Consider the following 18,704-nt stretch of genomic DNA (forward strand, 5'->3'; position numbering starts at 1 on the left):
ATTGGAATCAGTCCGGGGCAGGCACGGTCCTGCCCCGAGAGAGTGCCGGTTGTGTGTTGGTTATTGCGCCAACTTGGCCTTGGCTGCCTCCAGCCCTGGTTTGCCATCTACGGTGGTGACTCCGGCGAGCCAGGTATCGAGCACTTGTGGGTTGTTTTTCAGCCACGCCTTGGCCGCGGCATCAGGCTTCATCTTGTCGTCGAGCACATTGCCCATCAGCTCGCTTTCCATGTCGAGCGAGAACGACAGGTTCTTCAGCAACTGGCCAACGTTGCTGCACTCCTGGGTGTAGCCCTTGCGGGTGTTGGTCAGCACGGTGGCCTTGCCAAAATCAGGGCCGAAGAAGTCGTCGCCACCGGTCAGGTACTGCATCTTGAAGCGCTTGTTCATCGGGTGCGGTTCCCAGCCGAGGAACACCACCGCTTCACCGCGCTTCTGCGAGCGATCGACCTGCGACAGCATGCCTGCTTCACTGGACTGGACGATCTTGAAGCCGGCCGTCTTGAGGCCGAAGGCATCCTTGTCGATCATGCTCTGGATGGTGCGGTTGCCATCGTTGCCAGGCTCGATGCCGTAGATCTTGCCGCCCAGTTCGTCTTTGAATTTGGCGATGTCGGCAAAGTCTTTCAGGCCCTTGTCATACAGCGCCTGTGGCACTGCCAGGGTGTACTTGGCGTTTTCCAGGTTGGCGCGCACGGTCTCGACGGTACCGGCGTCGCGGTACTGTTTGATGTCGTTTTCCATGGTCGGCATCCAGTTGCCGAGGAATACATCCAGATCCTTGCCTGCGGCCAGCGACTTGTAGGTCACCGGGACCGAGATCATGGTGGTGTGGGTCTTGTAACCCAGCGCTTCGAGCACCGCACTGGTAACCGCAGTGGTTACCGTGATGTCGGTCCAGCCGACATCGGAAAAACGTACCGTCTGACACTGTTCCGGCTCTGCAGCCTGAGCCAGCAACGGTGCCGTGAGCATCGCAACCAGCAACAGCGAGGGTGAACCTTTCATAGGTGGACTCCTGTAGTTTTTTCTTCGGGTTCGCGTGGGTCGCCGGGGCTTCTCAGGGTCCGGTCGACCAGGCCTGCAGAGGGCAGGTTGCGGGGCCGTGCAATACGAGTCGCTTTCGATAATCCTCCAGCGCCGGGCAATCGCCTACTGCCTGAGTCGCATCCAGTACAGGATGGGTCGTATCCAGTACGGGCAATGTCGCATATGGATTTTTCCACCCGCTGCACCCCCTCTTTGCGGCATTTACCCAGCCGAAAACGGCTGGAACAGGGCCTAAGCTGCGCCAGCACATCGCGGCGCGGCCGGACAAAAGTACGTCGGTTGCAGACGGCGAGTGGCGGCGCAAAAGGCTGATGATGCTGGTAATAGCGGCAGCTCGCAGGTTCAGCCTAGCAGTTGCCAGACGCGCCACATGGCGCGGCCAGACAAGCCCAGCAAGAGGTGTTCCGACCATGGCCATCAGCGTGTTCGACCTGTTCAAGATTGGTGTAGGGCCTTCCAGCTCGCACACTGTCGGCCCAATGCGCGCCGCAGCGCTGTTCGTCGAGGGTTTGCGTGAGCGCGGCGAGCTTGAACAAGTGGCGCGCATCGAGGTGCGCCTGTATGGCTCGCTGTCGGCCACCGGCATCGGCCATGGCACCGATCACGCCACCATCATGGGCCTGATGGGCGAATGGCCAGACGCCATTGACCCAAGCCAGATCGTCCCGCGCATCGCCGATCTGCGCGAAACCAATACCCTGTTGCTGGACAACCGCCTGCCGGTCGAATTTGTCTGGGCGCGCGACATGCTGCTGCTCGACGAGAACCTGCCGTACCACCCCAACGCCATGACCTTGAAGGCCGAGTGCGCGCACGGCGAGCTGCACCAGGACACTTATTACTCGGTTGGCGGCGGCTTTGTGGTCGACGCCAAGCAGGCTGCCAGCGGTGTGCTCGATGCTGATCAAACCGAGCTGCCGTACGATTTCAACAGCGCTGCCGAGTTGCTCCGGCTGTGCAAGCAAAACGACCTCAGCGTGTCGCAATTGATGCTGGCCAACGAGAAGGTCTGGCGCAGCGAGGCAGAAATTCGCGCCGGCCTGATCAAGCTCTGGAGCGCCATGCAGGACTGCGTCAACAACGGCTTGAAGCATGAAGGGATCCTGCCTGGCGGGCTCAATGTGCGTCGCCGGGCAGCCAAGCTGCACCGCAGCCTGCAAGAGCTGGGCAAGCCCAACGTGATCGGCTCGACCCTCAGTGCAATGGAGTGGGTCAACCTGTTCGCCCTGGCGGTCAACGAAGAAAACGCCGCCGGCGGGCGCATGGTCACCGCGCCTACCAATGGCGCTGCCGGGATCATCCCGGCGGTGCTGCATTACTTCATGCGCTTCTCCGACGTGGTCGATGAAAGCCACGTCGTTGATTTCCTGCTGGCTGCAGCTGCGGTAGGCATTCTGTGCAAGAAGAACGCCTCGATCTCGGGCGCCGAAGTGGGCTGCCAGGGTGAAGTCGGCTCCGCCTGCGCAATGGCCGCCGCCGGCCTGGCTCAAGTGCTTGGGGCAACTCCGGCGCAACTGGAAAACGCCGCCGAAATTGCTCTGGAGCATAACCTCGGCCTGACCTGCGACCCGGTCGGCGGGTTGGTTCAGGTGCCGTGCATCGAGCGCAATGCAATTGCCGCAGTGAAGGCAATCAACGCAGTGCAGATGGCCTTGCGCGGTGATGGCGAGCACTTCATCTCGCTCGATCAGGTAATCCGCACCATGCGCGATACCGGCGCCGACATGCACGACAAGTACAAGGAGACCTCCCGCGGAGGTCTTGCCGTCAGCGTCATCGAATGCTGATTCAGCGTTGATTCCCAAGGGCCGCATGCGGCCCTTTTTTGCAGCCGAATGCGCACCTCGCACAACTCGAAATTGCCACTAATGACCACTGCGCCTCTTTTTGGTGCGCCGGTCATCTGCATTTTCAAACAAATTGTTTAACAGGCTGATACTGGAGCGGTGACAAGGTTACATGTCGTTTAGAGACATGTTTCCCGGCACTGCTACTTAAATGCTCACTGGCGATAAGGAAAAGCCCTACGACGGGGCTTGCGGCTAGAACCATCGCTGTAGCAGAAGCCCATGGTCGCTGGTGCGCAAGGTCGTTTTTGGACTTTGTTGGCGGGCCATTCAATTTAGGCATGCCAATTGCGTTGTAATCGGTAGTGCTATCAACAGAGCCCCCGCATACGAACTGGGGCCATGACAAGAACCAGTGCCCGCCTGAGGCACCCCTGTATTTGAGTGAGGAGAAATCGCGATGACGTCGTACACTTCCGGGACCCAAACCCAGAACCGCAGCGCACCACAGTCCATCGGATTTCTTCTCCTGGACAACTTCACCCTGATATCTCTGGCGTCGGCGGTAGAGCCGCTGCGCATGGCCAACCAACTGTCGGGTCGTGAGCTGTATCGCTGGCATACCCTGACCGTCGATGGCGGCCAGGTGTGGGCCAGCGATGGCTTGCAGATCACCCCGGATGCCTCCATGCACGCCGCGCCGCAGATCGATACGGTGATTGTCTGCGGCGGTGTCGGCATTCAGCGCACGGTTACCCGCGAGCACGTCACCTGGCTGCAGGCGCAAGCGCGTCAGTCGCGTCGCCTTGGTGCGGTGTGCACCGGCAGCTGGGCCCTGGCCTGTGCCGGTCTGCTCGACGGCTTTGATTGCAGCGTGCACTGGGAGTGCCTGGCGTCGATGCAGGAGGCGTTCCCGCGGGCCAACATGAGCACCCGTCTGTTCACCCTCGACCGCAACCGCTTCACCAGCTCCGGTGGCACCGCGCCGCTGGACATGATGCTGCACCTGATCAGCCGTGATCACGGCCGTGAGCTGTCGGCAGCCATCTCCGAGATGTTTGTCTACGAGCGCATCCGCAACGAACAGGACCACCAGCGCGTGCCGCTCAAGCACATGCTCGGCACCAACCAGCCGAAGCTGCAAGAGATCGTCGCGCTGATGGAAGCCAACCTTGAAGAGCCGATCGATCTCGACGAGCTGGCAGTCTATGTCGCCGTTTCGCGCCGTCAGCTCGAGCGCCTGTTCCAGAAGTACCTGCATTGCTCGCCGTCGCGTTATTACCTCAAGCTGCGTCTGATCCGCGCTCGCCAGTTGCTCAAGCAGACGCCGATGTCGATCATCGAAGTGGCTTCGGTATGCGGTTTCGTTTCCACGCCGCACTTCTCCAAGTGCTACCGCGAGTACTTCGGCATTCCGCCGCGCGATGAGCGTGTCGGTTCCAACACCACCCAGCAGGTGGCAATGATGCCGATTCCGCAGGCCATGACCCTGTCGCCGCACAGTGGGCCGTTGGCTGCACTGAGCCAGGCGCGCAACGAGTCGACGTTTGCCAGCGTAAGGCTGTAACTCTCAGCAGGCCTTCGCGGCTTTTCGCGAAGGCGGGGGCAAGTAGCGTGAATCTGTTGATAATGATTCTCGACTACAGGTAACATCGCCGCCCCGAGCATTGCTGGCATACCACCCCGTGGCGGACGACAAACTGCAGCTGTACCTGAGCCACCGGGCGGCGTTGCTTGATTACGCCGCGCCGATCGTAGGTTGCCGCGCCCGCGCCGAGGATGTTGTGCAGGAGGCCTGGTTGCGTTTCAGCCGCCAGGACGACAGCGCCGACATCCGCCACCCAGCCAGCTACCTGTACCGCATCGTGCGCAACCTGGCGCTCGATCAAACCCGCCGCAATGCCACCGAAAAGGCCCAGCCCGGCGGCGATGAGCTGCTTGCCGATATACCCTCGAGCAGCGCCTCCCCGGAGCAATCCGTCAGCCAGCAGAATGAGCTGGCAGCCATCAGCCGCGCGCTGGAAGAGCTGCCCGAGCGCACGCGTCTGGCGTTTGAGATGCATCGTCTCGGCGGCTTCACCTTGCAGCAGGTGGCCAACCACCTGAATGTCTCGGTCAGCCTCGTCCATCAGCTGGTGCACGATGCCCTGCGCCATTGTCTGGAGCGGCTGGAGGGCGATCTTTGAAAGCATCTATGAAAAAACCACGCGCTGCCGCGTCTTTTGCTCAACGGGCCGACTCTATGCGACCCTTCGCGCCCGCTAATCCACAGGAGACTGGCCGCACATGACGTCAGCAGACCCCGCTTCCAGCCGTCGTGATCAGGCGCTGGACTGGCTCCTGCGTGTGCAGCAGGCGCCCGACGACATTCAGCTGCGGGCTGAGCTTGCGCAGTGGTGCGCCAGCGATGTGGCCAATGCCGAGGCCTATGGCAAGGCCGAGCGGGTCTGGCGCCTGACCGCTCAACTGAGGCCGACCAGCGCCGCCCAGTGGCCGCTGCCGGTAACCAGCAATCCCGTTTCACTGCCGCCAGCGGCTCGGCCAACGCGGCGCCGGCGGCGCTGGCTCGGCGCGGCAGTAGCTGCCTGCTTGCTGGTGGCGTTGGCACCTTCGCTCAGCTTGCGCATGCAGGCCGACTACCGCACCGGCCAGGGCGAAACCCGTGACGTCACCTTGGCCGATGGCAGTGTGGTGCAGATGGACAGCGACAGCGCCATCGCCGTCCAGTACACCGGCACTCAACGCGATGTGCGTCTGCTCGCCGGGCAGGCCTTCTTCAAAGTCACCCCGGACGCTACCAGGCCGTTTCATGTCCGCGCCGACGCTGTGCAGGTGACGGTTACCGGCACTGCCTTCAATGTTGAGCTGCGCCCGCAGCAGGTGGACGTCGAGGTCGAGCACGGTTCGGTGCGCGTCGCTGATGCCAGCCAGGCGCGGGTGTTGTCCAGCGCGTTGACGGCAGGGGAGCGCCTGCGCTATATCGACGGGTTGGCCCAGGTCCGCACTTTCCAGCCGTCGCAGGCGGCCGCCTGGCGCAAGGGCCAGTTGATTGCCGATGACGTCTCGATAGCCGAGCTGATCGGCGAGCTTGAGCGTTACCTGCCAGGCAAGGTGCTGTTGCGTGACCAGAGCCTGGGCAGCAAACGCGTGACCGGCGTGTATGACCTGCGCAAACCCCAGGCGGCGCTGAACGCCGTGTTGCGGCCACATGGCGGCAAGGCCGAAAACTTTGGTCCCTGGTTGCTTGTCGTCAGCCGCCCTTGAGGCCTGTTCGGGGCTGAGCGACAGCCCTGAGGCCACTCCCAGAAAAAATATTTCAAAATTTTCTGAAAAATCCGCGAACCACCCCGTCTTCTACCCCGCGCGCAATAACTGAGATCGATTCGTATTCTATTTGCTACCCGGACTGTGTTCGGGGCGGGGACGTGGGATGACTGTAGTAGCAAGCCGTAGGTCGCGCCCAGCGCGGGGTTGGTCGTTGCGCCTGAAGAACGCCGCAGGTAGCGGCATGCTTGGGTTGTGCTGCTTGTTTGGCGCGCTGCCAGCGTATGCTGAAGAGGCCGCCGAGCGCACGCTGTTGAGCCAGGTGCACATGTTCGACATCCCCGCGCAGAACCTCGCTATCGCGCTGATCAACTTCGGCCAGCAGAGCAACCTGCAGGTGACGGTCGACCCAGACCTGCTCGACGGCCTGCAATCGAGTGCCATCAGCGGCCAGTTCAGCAGCGAAATCGCCCTGTCGCGCTTGCTCCAGGGCAGCGGCCTGGCCTGGGACTACGAGTACGGCGCGCTGGTCTTTCGTCGCCTGCAAAGCGCCGCCGACGGCGCGCTGGAGCTGCATAACACGGTAGTTCTCGGCGATACCGAAGAAAACAGCTACATGGGCGCCACGATCATCGACCGCAAGGCGATCAAAGCCTTCCCCGGCGCTAACGGCGACATCACCACGCTGCTGCAGATGCACCCCAACGTGCAGTTCAGCACCGACCAGAAAAGCTCGAACACGCCCGGCGAAATCGACCCGGCCGACATCAGCATCAACGGCGCCAGGTTCTATCAGAACAACTTCATGATCGATGGCATCTCGATCAACAATGACCTCGACCCCGGCGCCCACGGTTACAACGAAACCCGCCAGTTCGACTCGGCGCCAAGCCGCTCCCACGGCATCGCGCTGGACGCCGACCTGCTTGAAGAAGTGAAGGTCTACGACAGCAACGTGCCGGTCGAGTTTGGCGGCTTCAATGGCGGTGTGGTCGATGCCATCACCCGCCGCCCAAGCCAGGATCTGCACGGCAAGATTTCCTACGCCATGACCCGTTCGGAGTGGACCAGCTACCACATCACCCGGGAAAACAAAGAGAACTTCGAGACCTCGTCAAACGAGAAAAACCAGCCGGAGTTCACCAAGACGACATTGCGCGGCACCCTCGAGGGCCACCTCACCGACAACTTCGGCGCGTTGCTGAACTTCTCGCAGAAGCGCTCGTACCTGCCCCTGCGCGGCTACGCCAATGGCTACAGCAGCCCCACCAGCGACAACGACCAGGAGCAGACCCGCCAGCTCGACAACTTCCTGCTCAAGACCTACTGGACGGTCAACGACCGCCTGACCCTGGACACCTCGATCGTCTACGCCCCGCAGGAAAACACCTACTACCGGGAAGACTACCGGGACTCCGGCTACACCAATATCAATGGCGGCTGGCAGGGCTCGTTCAAGGCCATCTATGAGGGCGACAACGCGCGCTGGACTCAGCAACTGGCTATGAGCGATCTGTATGCGTCGCGCGAGTCTGATCGCGATCAGGAGATCAAGTGGTACTGGTCCGATAGCAAGGACTGGGGCAACCCGGGCCTGAACAATGCGCGCAGCTCGGAGGGTGGTTTTGGTGATATCTACCAGACCCAGCGCAGCCTCGACTACAAGCTCAAGGCCGACTGGCAAACCTTCAACCTGGGCAGCAGTACCCACAGCCTGACCACAGGCCTTGAACTTGGCTACCAGCAAGCCACTTGGGAGCGGGAAGACTCGGCGTTGTCGATCACCACCCTCAAACGCGACAACGGCGCCTGCGGCGGCAGCGACCCATGGTGCTCCAACGGGTTGCTGCTTACTGGTCAGAATCGCCAATGGGGTTCGGCGATGATGAACTACGGTGCCGGCAAGATCGACATGACGCAGAAGAAGTACGCCTTGTTCATTCAGGATGAAATCGGCTACGGCAACCTCACCCTGCGCCCGGGTCTGCGCTATGAGGGTGACGACTACATGGAGAAGAAAAGCCTGGCGCCGCGCTTTGCCGGCGACTACGACTTCTTCGGTGATCGCAGCACCGTGCTGGTGTTCGGCGCCAACCGTTACTACGGTCGCAACCTGTTCAAGTACCGACTTGCCGATGGGCGCCAGGGTTTTACCAATCGTTATACCCGCACTGCCCAGGCTGACGACTGGACCCTGGCCAGCCGTAACCCGAACCTGAGCAAGTTCTCGACGATGGACATCCCCTACGACGATGAGTGGATGCTGGGTCTCAATCAACGCTGGTTCAACACCGAGTTCCAGCTCAAGTACGTCAACCGTACCGGCAAGGGGCAGATCTACCGGACTCGTCCATATTACTACCTCGACGCCAAGGACATCCCCGAAGGCTACAGCAAGGATTACTACACCTACCTCAATGCGGGCACCAGCGAGAGTGAAAACCTCAGCCTGACGGTCACGCCGATGCAGCCGCTGCGTTTCCATGGCACCAGCACCAGTGTGCAATTGGCACTGGACTGGTCGCGTTCCAAAAATGCTTATGGCGCCACCTACGAAGCAGGCCTGGACGGCGACCAGCTGGACAACGAAGACGTGGTTCTCGACGGCAAGCGCATCGCCTACCACGAGCTGCCGGCCAGCGACTTCAACCGGCCGTGGACCGGGCGCCTGACCACCATCACCGACATCCCTCAGTGGAACCTGTCGGTAAGCAACTTCTTCCGCTACCGCGGCCCGTACGACCAGGTGGTCGGGGTCAGCCCGGATGTCGAGGTCAACGGTGAGGTTCTCAAGCGTTACGAAACCGTGGCCACCCCCGGCGCGCCAACCTGGGACATGCGTGTGGCCTGGGAGATCCCGACTGGCAAGGACCAGGCGATGTTCGTCAATGTCGACGTGACCAACGTCACTGACCGGGTCAACAAGATCGCCAGCCGCGAGTCGGTCAGCCTGGTCAGCTACGAAGTCGGCCGCCAGTACTGGCTGGAAGTCGGCTACCGCTTCTGATCCTCCTATAAAAAACCGTGGACACCCTGATGAAAAAGCTCATTGCCGGCCTGCTTGGCCCGCTGCTGCTCGGCGCCTGCGCAGCGCTGCCTGACGCCGATACACCGCTGCCGTGGGACACGGCAGTAAGCCAAGGCACCCTGGCCAACGGCCTGCAATACCGGCTGGTGCGCGAGACCAGCCAGCCCGGCCGGCTCGATTTGCGTCTGGCGGTCAACGCCGGCTCCATCGACGAAGCTGAAGACCAGGTTGGCGTCGCGCACATGGTCGAGCACTTGCTGTTCCACAGCCGCGCCGGGCAGAACAGCAACGTGCGCGAGCGCATGACCGAGCTGGGCTGGGTGCAGGGCAGGCACTTCAATGCCATGACCAACTATGAACGCACCCAGTACATGCTCAGCCCGCCGGCTGGCGTGAAGCAGACGCCGCAGGCCTTGCAGGTACTTGCAGACATGGTTTTTGCGGCTGACTACACGGCGGCGGACCTTGAGCGCGAGCGGCCGATTGTCATCGAAGAATGGCGCGGCGGCCTTGGCGTGGCCCAGCGCATGAACCAGCAACGCACGGCGTCGCAGCGGGTCGGCTCGCGCTACCCCGAACACCGCACCATCGGCAATGAAGCGGCGATCCGCAGTGCCAGCCTGGGCAGCCTGCAGGCGTACCAGGCGAAGTGGTACCAGCCTGGCAACATGGTCATCTCGGCGGTCGGTGACTTTGAACCGGCGGCGATTCTGGCGCAGATCGAGCAGGCCTTCGGCAAGGCCGCCGGCACTGGCAGCCCGGCGCGGGCCTATCGCGACCTGCCGCTGGACAACAGCCTCAAGGTCTTCCACCTGCACGACCCGCAGTCGGGCAGCAATCAAGTCTCGCTGCTGCTGCGCCTGCATGAGCCGGACAGCCGCGGCAGCAGCCGCAATGCCTTGCGTGAGCGGCTGATCGACCGCATGACCCTGGCCGTCCTGCTCGACAGCCTGCGCCGCCAACCGCTGCAACCGGGCGTGCGTAGCCTGATTGCGCAGAAGACCCTGATTGGCAGTCAGTCGACCGTGCTGGGTATCGCCGCCGGTGTCGAGGGCCAGGCCCACGATCAGGCGCTACGCCAGTTGCTCAGCGAGATCGAGCGGCTGCGCCAGCATGGGTTCAGCGAGGCCGATTTCCAACGTGAGCAGGCGCATATTCGCGGCCTCGGTAAGAAGACGGTGGCCAATACCAAAGCGCGCAGCTTCGAACAGTGGGTCGAGCAATTGAGCAACGCTACTGCCCCTGAAGGGCGGGTGACTGATCGTCAGGCCACCGCCGGGCGTTATCTTGAAGTGCTTGAGCAGATCGATCGCAGCGACCTTGAGCAGCGCCTGCAGCGCTGGCTCGCCAGCCGTGACCGGGTGCTGCAGATCAGCGCGCCAGAGGCCAGCCTGGTGCGCCTGCCGACGGTCGCGCAAGTCGAAGCGCTGCAGGCAAGCATTGCCCAGACATGCCTGTCGGCACCCGTCAGCGAAGCGCCCAAGGTCGCTGCAACGCCTCGCTTCGAGCTGCCTGCACCCGGCCCGGCCGGCACCATCGTTGCGCGCAAGGCTTTTGCTCAAGAGCAGGTCGAGCACTGGCAGTTGAGCAACGGTGATCGGCTGGTCTGGCTGCGCCGCAACGGCCCGGACGGCAAGTGGTTGCTGCAAGCGGAATCATCGGCGGGCTACAACATCGACGGCGCGCCGGCTTGGCGCTTGCAGATGGCGGCGCAACTGGCGCTGGCCAGCGCCCCGCAGGCAGGCGCAAGCCAGGCGTTGGCCGAGTGGCGCAAACAGCAGCGCGCCACCATCAGCCTGGAGCACTCACCGCAGCGCCTGCAGATGAACCTCAGCGCAGCGCCCGAGCAGCTGCCAAGCCTGTTTCAGAGCTATCGCCTGAGCCAGCAGGCGAACATCGACCCGGCGCTGTTCAGCGAGGCACGCGCTGACCTGCTGGCACGCAGCAACAGCCGCCCGGATGATGTGCGCAGCCAGCAGGACAGCCAGCAGCGCCGGCTCAAGTTCGGCGCCGATGCCTGGCAGTCGCCAACGCCTGCCACGCTGCAAGCGTTGACCAGCGAGCAACTGGGTGCTGATTGGCAGCGCTTGGCGGGTGCGCCAGTAACCTATTACCTGATGGCCGACATTGACCCTGCCCAACTGGAGCCGCTGGTGCGCGAGCAGCTCGCCAGCGTGCCGCGCACGTCCGCCTTGCCGAGCAAGCCGGTTATGCAGCAACCCGGCCAGCGTCGGCATGACCTGGCCATCGCGCTGGAGCCCAGGGCGGTGCTCGAGGCCAGCAGTTATCAGCCGCAGGCCTGGAGCCCTGAAGCGGCCATGCGCGTGGCCACCCTGCGTGATCTGGCCAACCAGCGCCTCAAGCAGCGCCTGCGCGGGGAAGCCTCGGGGATCTACCGCTTGCAGTTCGACAGCGAACTCAACCCACAGACCCAGCGCATCGAGAGCCGCTTGAACTTCACCTGCGACCCGGCCCGGGTCGATGAGCTGTGGGCGCTGGCGCAGCAGACCCTGGCCGAGCTGGACGTCGACGGGCAATGGGTTGCTGCGCAGCGGCGAGAGCTGTCCCGCCAGGAAGCCAAGCGCCGTGACGACCCGCAAACCCAGTTCAAGCGCTTGATCCTCAGCGAGCGTCACTGGCAAGACCCACGCTACCTGCGTACCCAGGCACAATTACCGGCAGCGCTAAGCTTGCCGGCCCTGCAGCAGCAGGCGCGGCAGTTGTTCCCTCAGGCCAATCAGGTGCAGTTGCGCTTGCTGCCGTCGGTGACTGCGCTGGAGCAGGCGCTGTGAATACGCTGCGCAGATTCGTCCGTCTGAGCCGCCCTTTTTGGCATGATCGCGGCCAGTGGCAGGGCTGGTTGATGCTGGCGGCAGTGATCGGCCTGGGCTTGCTGGTGGTGCAGATCAACGTGCTGATCAACAGCTGGAGCAAGGCTTTCTACGACACCCTGGCGGCGTTCGATACCGCTGCCTTGTATGGGCTGGTGGGCCAGTACGCGCTGTACCTGGGCGCCTACGTGCTGATCATCGTCGGCCTAGATTACATCCGCAAACGTCTTGAACTGCGCTGGCGCCAGGCGATGACCGCACGCCTGACCGATGCCTGGCTGGCCGATCACGCCTTCTATCGGCTGGGCCTGAGCGGCGAGCCGGACAACCCTGACCAGCGTATCGCCCAGGACGTCGACCTGATGGTGGGGCTGAGCATCGAGCTGGTGGCGTCACTGGTGATCAACCTGGCCCAGGTCGGTGCCTTTGCGCTGATCCTGTGGAACCTGTCCGGGGTGCAGACCTTCAGCCTGTTCGGCGAGACCTTCACCGTACACGGCTATTTACTGTGGATCGTGGTCATCTACACCCTGACCGGTAGTGTCCTCACGCACCTGATCGGCAAGCCGCTGCACGCGCTGAACTATGAACGCGAGCATCGTGAAGCGGACTTTCGCGCGAGCTTGCTGCGCAAGCGCGACCATGCCGAGCAGATCGCCCTGTACCGCGGCGAAGGGGTTGAGCGCGAGCAACTGGCCCGGCGTTTTCAGGCGATTGCGAGCAACTGGCGGCAGTTGATCGGCCGTGAGCGCGACCTGAGCTTGTTTACCGTCGCCTATCAGCGCTTGAGCCTGATCATTCCGGTGTTCGCGGCCATGCCGGCGTTCATGAGCAAAGCCATCACCCTGGGTGGCTTGATGCAGATCCGCAGCGCCTTCAGCGCTGTGCACGATTCGTTGAGCTGGTTCATCAAGCTGTACAACAAGCTGGTGCGCTGGAGCGCGGCACTGGAGCGGCTGGATCAGTTCGAGCGGGCCATCGAAGCCAGCCGGCAGCAGGTAGTCAGTGCGCCGCAGGGTAGTTGCCTGTGCGCGCAAGGGCTGACCCTGTGCCGGCCAGATGGCAGCGCGCTGCTGAGCAATCTCGATCTGCGGGTGGGCCAGGGCCAGTGGCTGCGCCTGGCCGGCCGCAGCGGATTGGGCAAGTCGACCCTGCTGCGCACCCTGCAAGGCTTGTGGCCGTACTGCCGGGGTAATTGGCAGTTGCCGCCCGGGCGCAGCCTGCTGCTGCCGCAAAAGCCGTATCTGCCGCAGATGCGCCTGCATGAACTGCTGGCGTATCCGCAGTTGCAGCGCTTCGACGATGTGCTGTTGATCGACGCACTGGTCAAGGTCGGTTTGAGCGAACTGGTCAGCCGCCTGGGTGACGAAGCAGAGTGGGAGCGGGTGCTCAGTGGCGGTGAACAACAGCGCCTGAGCCTGGCGCGGACGTTGCTGTACCAACCCGACACGCTGTACCTGGACGAAGCCACCAGCCAGCTCGACTTCAACGCCGCCTATGGCCTGTTGCGCATGCTCCGTCGCGAGTTGCCGCAGTGTACCGTGGTAGGGGTGACCCACCAGGTCGGCCTCGGCGAATTGTTCGAGCGCACGCTGGAGCTGGAGCCCCAGCCCCAGCCCGCATGAGCCGAATCAGGCGCGGTTGTTGAACTGCGCCAACGCCGGCAGCAGCTGTTTTTCGATGGCCTGGCGCACTGCCGGGAGGATCGTCGCGCTGCCGGTGTACATCTGCTCGACCATGCCCTTGAGTGCACGTGCGTTGGGTTCGGTCAGCCCGCGCACGACCACTTCGCAGGCTTGCTCGGCGCTGGCGCCGGCGGGAATATCAAAGCCGCGAGCGCGCATTTGCCCCAGCAGGTCGTCCTGATCAATCAAATCCGCATGCATCATGGTTGTTGTCCCTTCTTATCGCCAAGAGAGTGCTGCTGTGATTTACGACCGATTCTGTGACGACCGCGACATGCCCGCAACAACAGAATGCCGACATGGCTGCTTTGGCTATGAACAGGTCGCTCATGGCTAACTCGATCAACCAATGGGCCCGCACACTGGGGTCATTCACCGCAACGTGGGGTTTGGTCACCCTGACTCGTCACAGTGAATATCGCTCACTCTCCCGCCCCGACAGCTCACGGCTTGTCGGGGTTTTTTTTGCCCGGTAGCTGCAAGGTACGACCGATCCATGTATCTGCTGGCAATGGCGCTTGAGCCGCAACCATGGCCTGCAGTTGCGACCGGCTGTAGTCGCTGAACGGCACCGAACTCGGCCCGGCCAAGTCCACGTGCAACAGCATCTGCTCGCTGGCCGCCAGTGCCTGTTCGAGGTCTGCCCGGTGCAGGCTGTGGTAAAGGTGCAGGCGTTTGTTGTCAAAGCCGAGGATGTGGGTTTGCACCCACACCTCGCTGCCCAGTTTGACCTCGTGCAGGTAGTTGATATGTGCCTCGAGGGTAAACAGCGAATGGCCGCTGTGCCCACGCGCGTCGGCGTCCAGGCCGATCTGCTCCATCAGCGCATCGGTGGCGTAGCTGAAGATCAACAGGTAATAGGCATCGCGCAGGTGGCCGTTGTAGTCGACCCAGTCCGCCTGGACTGGGGTGCGGTAGGTAATCTGGGCAGGCATCGTCTGCTCCTCAGTCCGCAAAGCTCATGCCGTGCTGGGCTTTGCTGGTTTTCACCGCTTCCAGCACGGCCAGCAGGGTGTCGTCACGGTAGCGTTCAAGGGCCGCGATACTGCGCTCGCCGAGTTGCTCCGAGGTGCCTGCAACCACGTCTTCGATCAACTGTTCGCTGAGCTCCGGCGCGGCTAGGTAGGTCCAGGGCAGCTTCAGCGCCGGGCCGAACTGGGCCATGAAGTGGCGCATGCCAGCGTCGCCACCCGCCAGAGTGTAGGTGAGGAAGGTGCCCATGAACGACCAGCGCAGGCCGGCGCCAAAGCGGATCGCATCGTCGATCTCGCCGGTGGTGGCGACGCCGTCGTTGACCAGGTGCAAGGCCTCGCGCCAGAGCGCTTCTAGCAGGCGGTCGGCGATAAAACCGGGAACTTCCTTGCGCACGTGCAGCGGGCGCATGCCGAGTGCGGTGTAAATGACCTTGGCGGCTTCGATGGCTTCGGCAGCGGTATTGCGGCCGCCAACGATTTCGACCAGCGGCAGCAAATAGACCGGGTTGAACGGGTGGCCGACCATGCAGCGTTCGGGGTGGCTGGCCGACTCGTAGAATTCACTCGGCAGCAGCCCTGAGGTGCTCGAGGCGATGATTGCAGCGGGCTTGGCGGCAGCGCTGATGCGCGCATGCAGATCGAGCTTGAGCTCCAGTCGCTCGGGTGCGCTTTCCTGGATGAAGTCGGCGTTGCGCACGCAGTCTTCGATGCTGTCGACAAAGCGCAGCCGCTGTTGCGCGGCACCTGCGCCAAGGCCTTGCTTCTCAAGCGCGGGCCAGGCATTGGCGACGCGTTGGCGCAGGGCTTGTTCGGCGCCAGGGGCTGGGTCCCAGGCGATTACATCGAGGCCGTGGGCAAGGGCGCGGGCGACCCAGCCGCTGCCGATGACGCCACTGCCAAGCGCGGCAAAAATCTTGATATCGGTAATGAAAGGCATGTTCGACTCCTGAGGGAATTACCGGCGCTTGAGGTTCATTTTTGCCCGACCTTCAGCCGGCGTGAGCACGCGTGCACCGAGCCGGCCGAGGATCTCCACTGCACGCTCGACCAGCTGGCCGTTGCTGGCCAGCACGCCTTTGTCCAGGTACAGGTTGTCTTCCAGGCCGACCCGCACGTTGCCGCCGAGCAGCACCGCTTGCGCGGCCATCGGCATCTGCATGCGGCCAATGCCGAAGCCAGCCCAGGTCGCGCCCGGCGGCAGGTTGTCGACCATTGCCTTCATGGTCCCGGTGTCGGCTGGCGCGCCCCAGGGGATGCCCAGGCACAGCTGGAACAGCGGGTCATCGAGCAGGCCTTCCTTGATCATCTGCTTGGCGAACCACAGGTGGCCGGTGTCGAAGATTTCCAGCTCGGCCTTGACCCCCAGCTCGGTGATCCGTTTGGCGCCCGCGCGCAGTTGCGCCGGGGTCGATACGTAGATGGCGTTGCCATCACCGAAGTTGAGCGTGCCGCAGTCCAGCGTGCAGATTTCCGGCAGCAGCGCTTCGATGTGCGCCAGCCGCTCCAGCGGACCGATCAGGTCGGTGCCGGGGCCGAACTCCATCGGCGACTCGCCAGGGCCGATTTCCAGGTCGCCACCCATGCCGGCGGTGAGGTTGACGATGATGTCGACGTCGGCCTCGCGGATGCGCTGCATGACTTCGCGGTACAGCTCGACGTCACGGCTGAAGCGGCCGGTCTGCGGGTCGCGGACATGGCAGTGGACGACCGTGGCGCCGGCCTTGGCGGCCTCGACCGCGGCGGCGGCGATCTGCGCCGGGGTGATCGGCACCAGGTGGCTTTTGGCGACCGTGTCGCCAGCGCCGGTGAGGGCGCAGGTAATGATGACGTCGTGGTTCATGCTGGGGTTCCTGGCTAGAAGTCTGGATGGCGGGGGCTGTACGCGGTCCGTGTAGGAGCGGCCTTGCCGGGGCGCCGGACCGGTCGGAAAGGGTCGCGTAGCGGCCCCCAGCAATCTGTGGCGCGGCATAAATCGTGGGGCCGCTACGCAGCCCTTTTCGCGACACAAGGCCGCTCCTACAAGGACCGCGTAGGTCGCTTAGTTGGCGCTGAGCTTGAGGTTGTCGGCAGCCGGCTTGCCGTCGAAAGTGGTTACCCCTTCAAGCCAGCGGGCTTTGTCTTCGGGGTGCTCCTGCAGCCATTTGCGGGCTGATTCCAGCGCGTCCTTGTGATCGAGCAGCGGCTGCATCATGCGGCTCTCGGTCTCGGCGCTGAAGGTCAGGTTGGCCAGCAGCCGGCTGGCGTTGGGGCAGCGCTCGGCATAGTCAGGCGCGGTCACCGTCCACACTGTGGCGCGGCCTTCGTCCGGGCCGAGGGCGTCTTCACTGGCGCCCAGGTAGACCATGTCGATATTGACGTTCATCGGGTGTGGGGTCCAACCGAAGAACACCACCGCTTCCTTGCGCCGTACCGCGCGGTCAACCGCCGCGAGCATGCCGGCCTCGCTGGACTCGACCAGCTGGAACTTGCCCAGGCCGAACTGGTTCTTGGCGATCATCGCCTTGATCTGGGTATTGGCGCCTGAACCAGGCTCTATGCCGTAGATCTTGCCGCCCAGCTGTTTCTCGAACTTGTGGATGTCGGCAAAGCTTTGCAGGCCCTGATCGGCCAGGTACTTGGGCACCGCCAGGGTAGCGCGGGCATCGTTCAGGCTCGGCTCAGCGAGCACCTTGACCTGCTTGGCCTCGACGAACGGGGTGATGGTCTGGTTCATGATCGGGTTCCAGTAACCGAGGAACATGTCCAGGCGCTTGTCGCGGATGCCGGCAAAGATGATCTGTTGCGAGGCACTGGTCTGTTTGGTCTGGTAACCCAGGCCATCGAGCAATACCTGAGCCATGGCGCTGGTGGCGATGACGTCGGTCCAGTTGACCACGCCGAGGCGGACCTTCTGGCACACCGCAGGTTCGCCAGCAAATGCTGGCAGGGCAAAGCTGGTACTCAACACAAGGGGTAACAGGCTGCGGCGGATCAAGCTGTGCATGGTGGCTCTCCATCGGCAGTGCATGTTGTTATGGTGGGCGACCTCTGCGGGCCGTGTGACTAAGCTACCCGGCAAGCCCAGGCAAAAGTCGCACGCTGGCGACCAACATTTGCACCCTGGCGACTACCTTGTGCGGGAGCCCTCGATGGCCGTTACCATTCACTTTCTGCTGTTGCCGGGTTTTTCCGCGATGGGCTTTATCAGTGCCCTGGAGCCGTTGCGGGTGGCCAACCGCTTTCGCGGGGCGTTGTATCGCTGGCGCGTGCTCAGCCTGGACGGCGGCGCGGTGCAGGCGAGCAATGGCATGTCGGTCAATGCCGATGCTGCATTGGCGGGGGAGGCAGCGCCGCAGATGCTGTTGGTGGTGGCCGGCTTTGACCCGCTGGCGCACTACAGCCTGGGGTTGCAGCAGGCACTGCGCCGGCTCGAGCATGAAGGAGTGATCCTCGGCGGGATCGATACCGGCGCGATGCTGCTGGCTGAAGCCGGCTTGCTCGAAGGCTATCGGGCGACTTTGCACTGGGAAGCGCTGGAGGCGTTCAAGGAGCGCTACCCACGCTTGCAGGCCACGCAGGAGTTGTTCGAGATCGACCGGCGGCGGATCACCTGTGCCGGTGGTACGGCCTCGATCGACCTGATGCTGGATCTGATCGCCCAGGCCCATGGCAGCGAGTTGGCGGTACAGGTCTCGGAGCAGTTCGTGCTCGGCCGTATCCGCCCACGCCAGGATCACCAGCGCATGCAGATTGCCGCGCGCTACGGGCTGAGCAACAAGAAGCTGGTCAAGGTGATCGGCGAGATGGAGCGCAATACCGAGGAGCCGCTGCATACCCAGGTGCTGGCCGACCTGATCCAGGTCACCCGACGCCAGTTGGAGCGGTTGTTCCGGCTGCACCTGAACGACACGCCGAGCGGCTTCTATCTGCGCCTGCGGCTGGACAAGGCGCGCCAGTTGCTGCGCCAGACCGACATGAGCGTGCTACAGGTCAGCATCGCCTGCGGCTTTGACTCGGCGTCGTACTTCACCCGTTGTTACCGGGCGCGCTTCGAGCGCTGCCCGCGGGCCGACCGCCACACCAGTGCGGCTTCATGAAGGCGGCGG

Annotated in this window: 14 protein-coding genes; 8 read left to right on the forward strand and 6 right to left on the reverse strand. The window is 63.2% G+C overall.

What is annotated here, in order from left to right:
* Positions 1-60: 60 nt before the first annotated feature.
* Positions 61-1,008, reverse strand: a complete 948-nt coding sequence (locus tag HU736_RS16920; RefSeq protein ID WP_186700505.1) for a choline ABC transporter substrate-binding protein — start codon at positions 1,006-1,008, stop codon at positions 61-63.
* 452 nt (positions 1,009-1,460) lie between these two features.
* Between HU736_RS16920 and HU736_RS16925 the strand changes: the two genes are divergently transcribed.
* The 7 genes from HU736_RS16925 (at position 1,461) to HU736_RS16955 (ending at position 13,585) form a co-directional block, all read left to right on the forward strand.
* Positions 1,461-2,837, forward strand: a complete 1,377-nt coding sequence (locus HU736_RS16925) for an L-serine ammonia-lyase (protein WP_186700504.1) — start codon at positions 1,461-1,463, stop codon at positions 2,835-2,837.
* A 460-nt stretch (positions 2,838-3,297) separates the two neighbouring features.
* Positions 3,298-4,404, forward strand: coding sequence for a choline metabolism transcriptional regulator GbdR (gene gbdR / locus HU736_RS16930; RefSeq protein WP_101322493.1), 1,107 nt, complete (start codon positions 3,298-3,300; stop codon positions 4,402-4,404).
* Between the two features lie 118 nt (positions 4,405-4,522).
* Positions 4,523-5,023 carry a sigma-70 family RNA polymerase sigma factor gene (locus HU736_RS16935; RefSeq protein WP_181089912.1) on the forward strand — a complete coding sequence of 167 codons (501 nt, stop codon included), beginning with the start codon at positions 4,523-4,525 and terminating at the stop codon, positions 5,021-5,023.
* 100 nt (positions 5,024-5,123) lie between these two features.
* A complete protein-coding gene (locus tag HU736_RS16940) occupies positions 5,124-6,101 on the forward strand; it encodes a FecR family protein (RefSeq protein ID WP_186700503.1) in 978 nt (325 codons plus the stop codon).
* A 166-nt stretch (positions 6,102-6,267) separates the two neighbouring features.
* Positions 6,268-9,108: a TonB-dependent receptor gene (locus HU736_RS16945; RefSeq protein WP_225913076.1), complete on the forward strand. Its 2,841-nt coding sequence runs from the start codon at positions 6,268-6,270 to the stop codon at positions 9,106-9,108.
* A 29-nt stretch (positions 9,109-9,137) separates the two neighbouring features.
* Positions 9,138-11,921 carry a M16 family metallopeptidase gene (locus HU736_RS16950; protein WP_186700501.1) on the forward strand — a complete coding sequence of 928 codons (2,784 nt, stop codon included), beginning with the start codon at positions 9,138-9,140 and terminating at the stop codon, positions 11,919-11,921.
* Positions 11,918-13,585 carry an ABC transporter ATP-binding protein/permease gene (locus HU736_RS16955; protein WP_186700499.1) on the forward strand — a complete coding sequence of 556 codons (1,668 nt, stop codon included), beginning with the start codon at positions 11,918-11,920 and terminating at the stop codon, positions 13,583-13,585. The genes HU736_RS16950 and HU736_RS16955 overlap by 4 nt, the downstream gene beginning before the upstream one ends.
* 6 nt (positions 13,586-13,591) lie before the next feature.
* On the opposite strand, the gene HU736_RS16960 is transcribed toward HU736_RS16955, so the two are convergent.
* From HU736_RS16960 to choX, 5 genes are all read right to left on the reverse strand, one after another.
* Positions 13,592-13,849 carry a hypothetical protein gene (locus tag HU736_RS16960; protein WP_103435274.1) on the reverse strand — a complete coding sequence of 86 codons (258 nt, stop codon included), beginning with the start codon at positions 13,847-13,849 and terminating at the stop codon, positions 13,592-13,594.
* 239 nt (positions 13,850-14,088) lie between these two features.
* Positions 14,089-14,580 (reverse strand): thioesterase family protein, encoded by a 492-nt coding sequence (locus HU736_RS16965; RefSeq protein ID WP_103435273.1) that lies wholly within the window; start codon positions 14,578-14,580, stop codon positions 14,089-14,091.
* A gap of 10 nt (positions 14,581-14,590) precedes the next feature.
* Positions 14,591-15,556, reverse strand: coding sequence for an L-carnitine dehydrogenase (locus HU736_RS16970; RefSeq protein ID WP_186700497.1), 966 nt, complete (start codon positions 15,554-15,556; stop codon positions 14,591-14,593).
* Positions 15,557-15,574: 18 nt separating this feature from the next.
* Positions 15,575-16,459 (reverse strand): 3-dehydrocarnitine:acetyl-CoA trimethylamine transferase CdhC, encoded by an 885-nt coding sequence (gene cdhC, locus HU736_RS16975; RefSeq protein WP_186700495.1) that lies wholly within the window; start codon positions 16,457-16,459, stop codon positions 15,575-15,577.
* Positions 16,460-16,657: 198 nt separating this feature from the next.
* Entirely contained in the window at positions 16,658-17,602 is a 945-nt protein-coding gene (gene choX / locus HU736_RS16980; RefSeq protein WP_150570468.1) for a choline ABC transporter substrate-binding protein, read from the reverse strand.
* 145 nt (positions 17,603-17,747) lie between these two features.
* On the opposite strand from choX, the gene HU736_RS16985 reads away from it, so the two are divergent.
* On the forward strand, positions 17,748-18,695 hold the full coding sequence (locus HU736_RS16985; protein ID WP_103435269.1) for a GlxA family transcriptional regulator: 948 nt from the start codon (positions 17,748-17,750) through the stop codon (positions 18,693-18,695).
* The last annotated feature ends 9 nt before the right edge of the window (positions 18,696-18,704 follow it).

This window comes from Pseudomonas shirazensis (assembly GCF_014268785.2).
GTDB lineage: Bacteria > Pseudomonadota > Gammaproteobacteria > Pseudomonadales > Pseudomonadaceae > Aquipseudomonas > Aquipseudomonas shirazensis.

What these genes read in the sequence shown, in the direction of transcription:
- HU736_RS16920 (WP_186700505.1), bottom strand. Translation starts at nt 1,008, where the DNA reads ATGAAAGGTTCACCCTCGCTGTTGCTGGTTGCGATGCTCACGGCACCG.
- HU736_RS16925 (WP_186700504.1), top strand. Translation starts at nt 1,461, where the DNA reads ATGGCCATCAGCGTGTTCGACCTGTTCAAGATTGGTGTAGGGCCTTCC.
- gbdR (WP_101322493.1), top strand. Translation starts at nt 3,298, where the DNA reads ATGACGTCGTACACTTCCGGGACCCAAACCCAGAACCGCAGCGCACCA.
- HU736_RS16940 (WP_186700503.1), top strand. Translation starts at nt 5,124, where the DNA reads ATGACGTCAGCAGACCCCGCTTCCAGCCGTCGTGATCAGGCGCTGGAC.
- HU736_RS16945 (WP_225913076.1), top strand. Translation starts at nt 6,268, where the DNA reads ATGACTGTAGTAGCAAGCCGTAGGTCGCGCCCAGCGCGGGGTTGGTCG.
- HU736_RS16950 (WP_186700501.1), top strand. Translation starts at nt 9,138, where the DNA reads ATGAAAAAGCTCATTGCCGGCCTGCTTGGCCCGCTGCTGCTCGGCGCC.
- HU736_RS16960 (WP_103435274.1), bottom strand. Translation starts at nt 13,849, where the DNA reads ATGATGCATGCGGATTTGATTGATCAGGACGACCTGCTGGGGCAAATG.
- HU736_RS16965 (WP_103435273.1), bottom strand. Translation starts at nt 14,580, where the DNA reads ATGCCTGCCCAGATTACCTACCGCACCCCAGTCCAGGCGGACTGGGTC.
- HU736_RS16970 (WP_186700497.1), bottom strand. Translation starts at nt 15,556, where the DNA reads ATGCCTTTCATTACCGATATCAAGATTTTTGCCGCGCTTGGCAGTGGC.
- cdhC (WP_186700495.1), bottom strand. Translation starts at nt 16,459, where the DNA reads ATGAACCACGACGTCATCATTACCTGCGCCCTCACCGGCGCTGGCGAC.
- choX (WP_150570468.1), bottom strand. Translation starts at nt 17,602, where the DNA reads ATGCACAGCTTGATCCGCCGCAGCCTGTTACCCCTTGTGTTGAGTACC.
- HU736_RS16985 (WP_103435269.1), top strand. Translation starts at nt 17,748, where the DNA reads ATGGCCGTTACCATTCACTTTCTGCTGTTGCCGGGTTTTTCCGCGATG.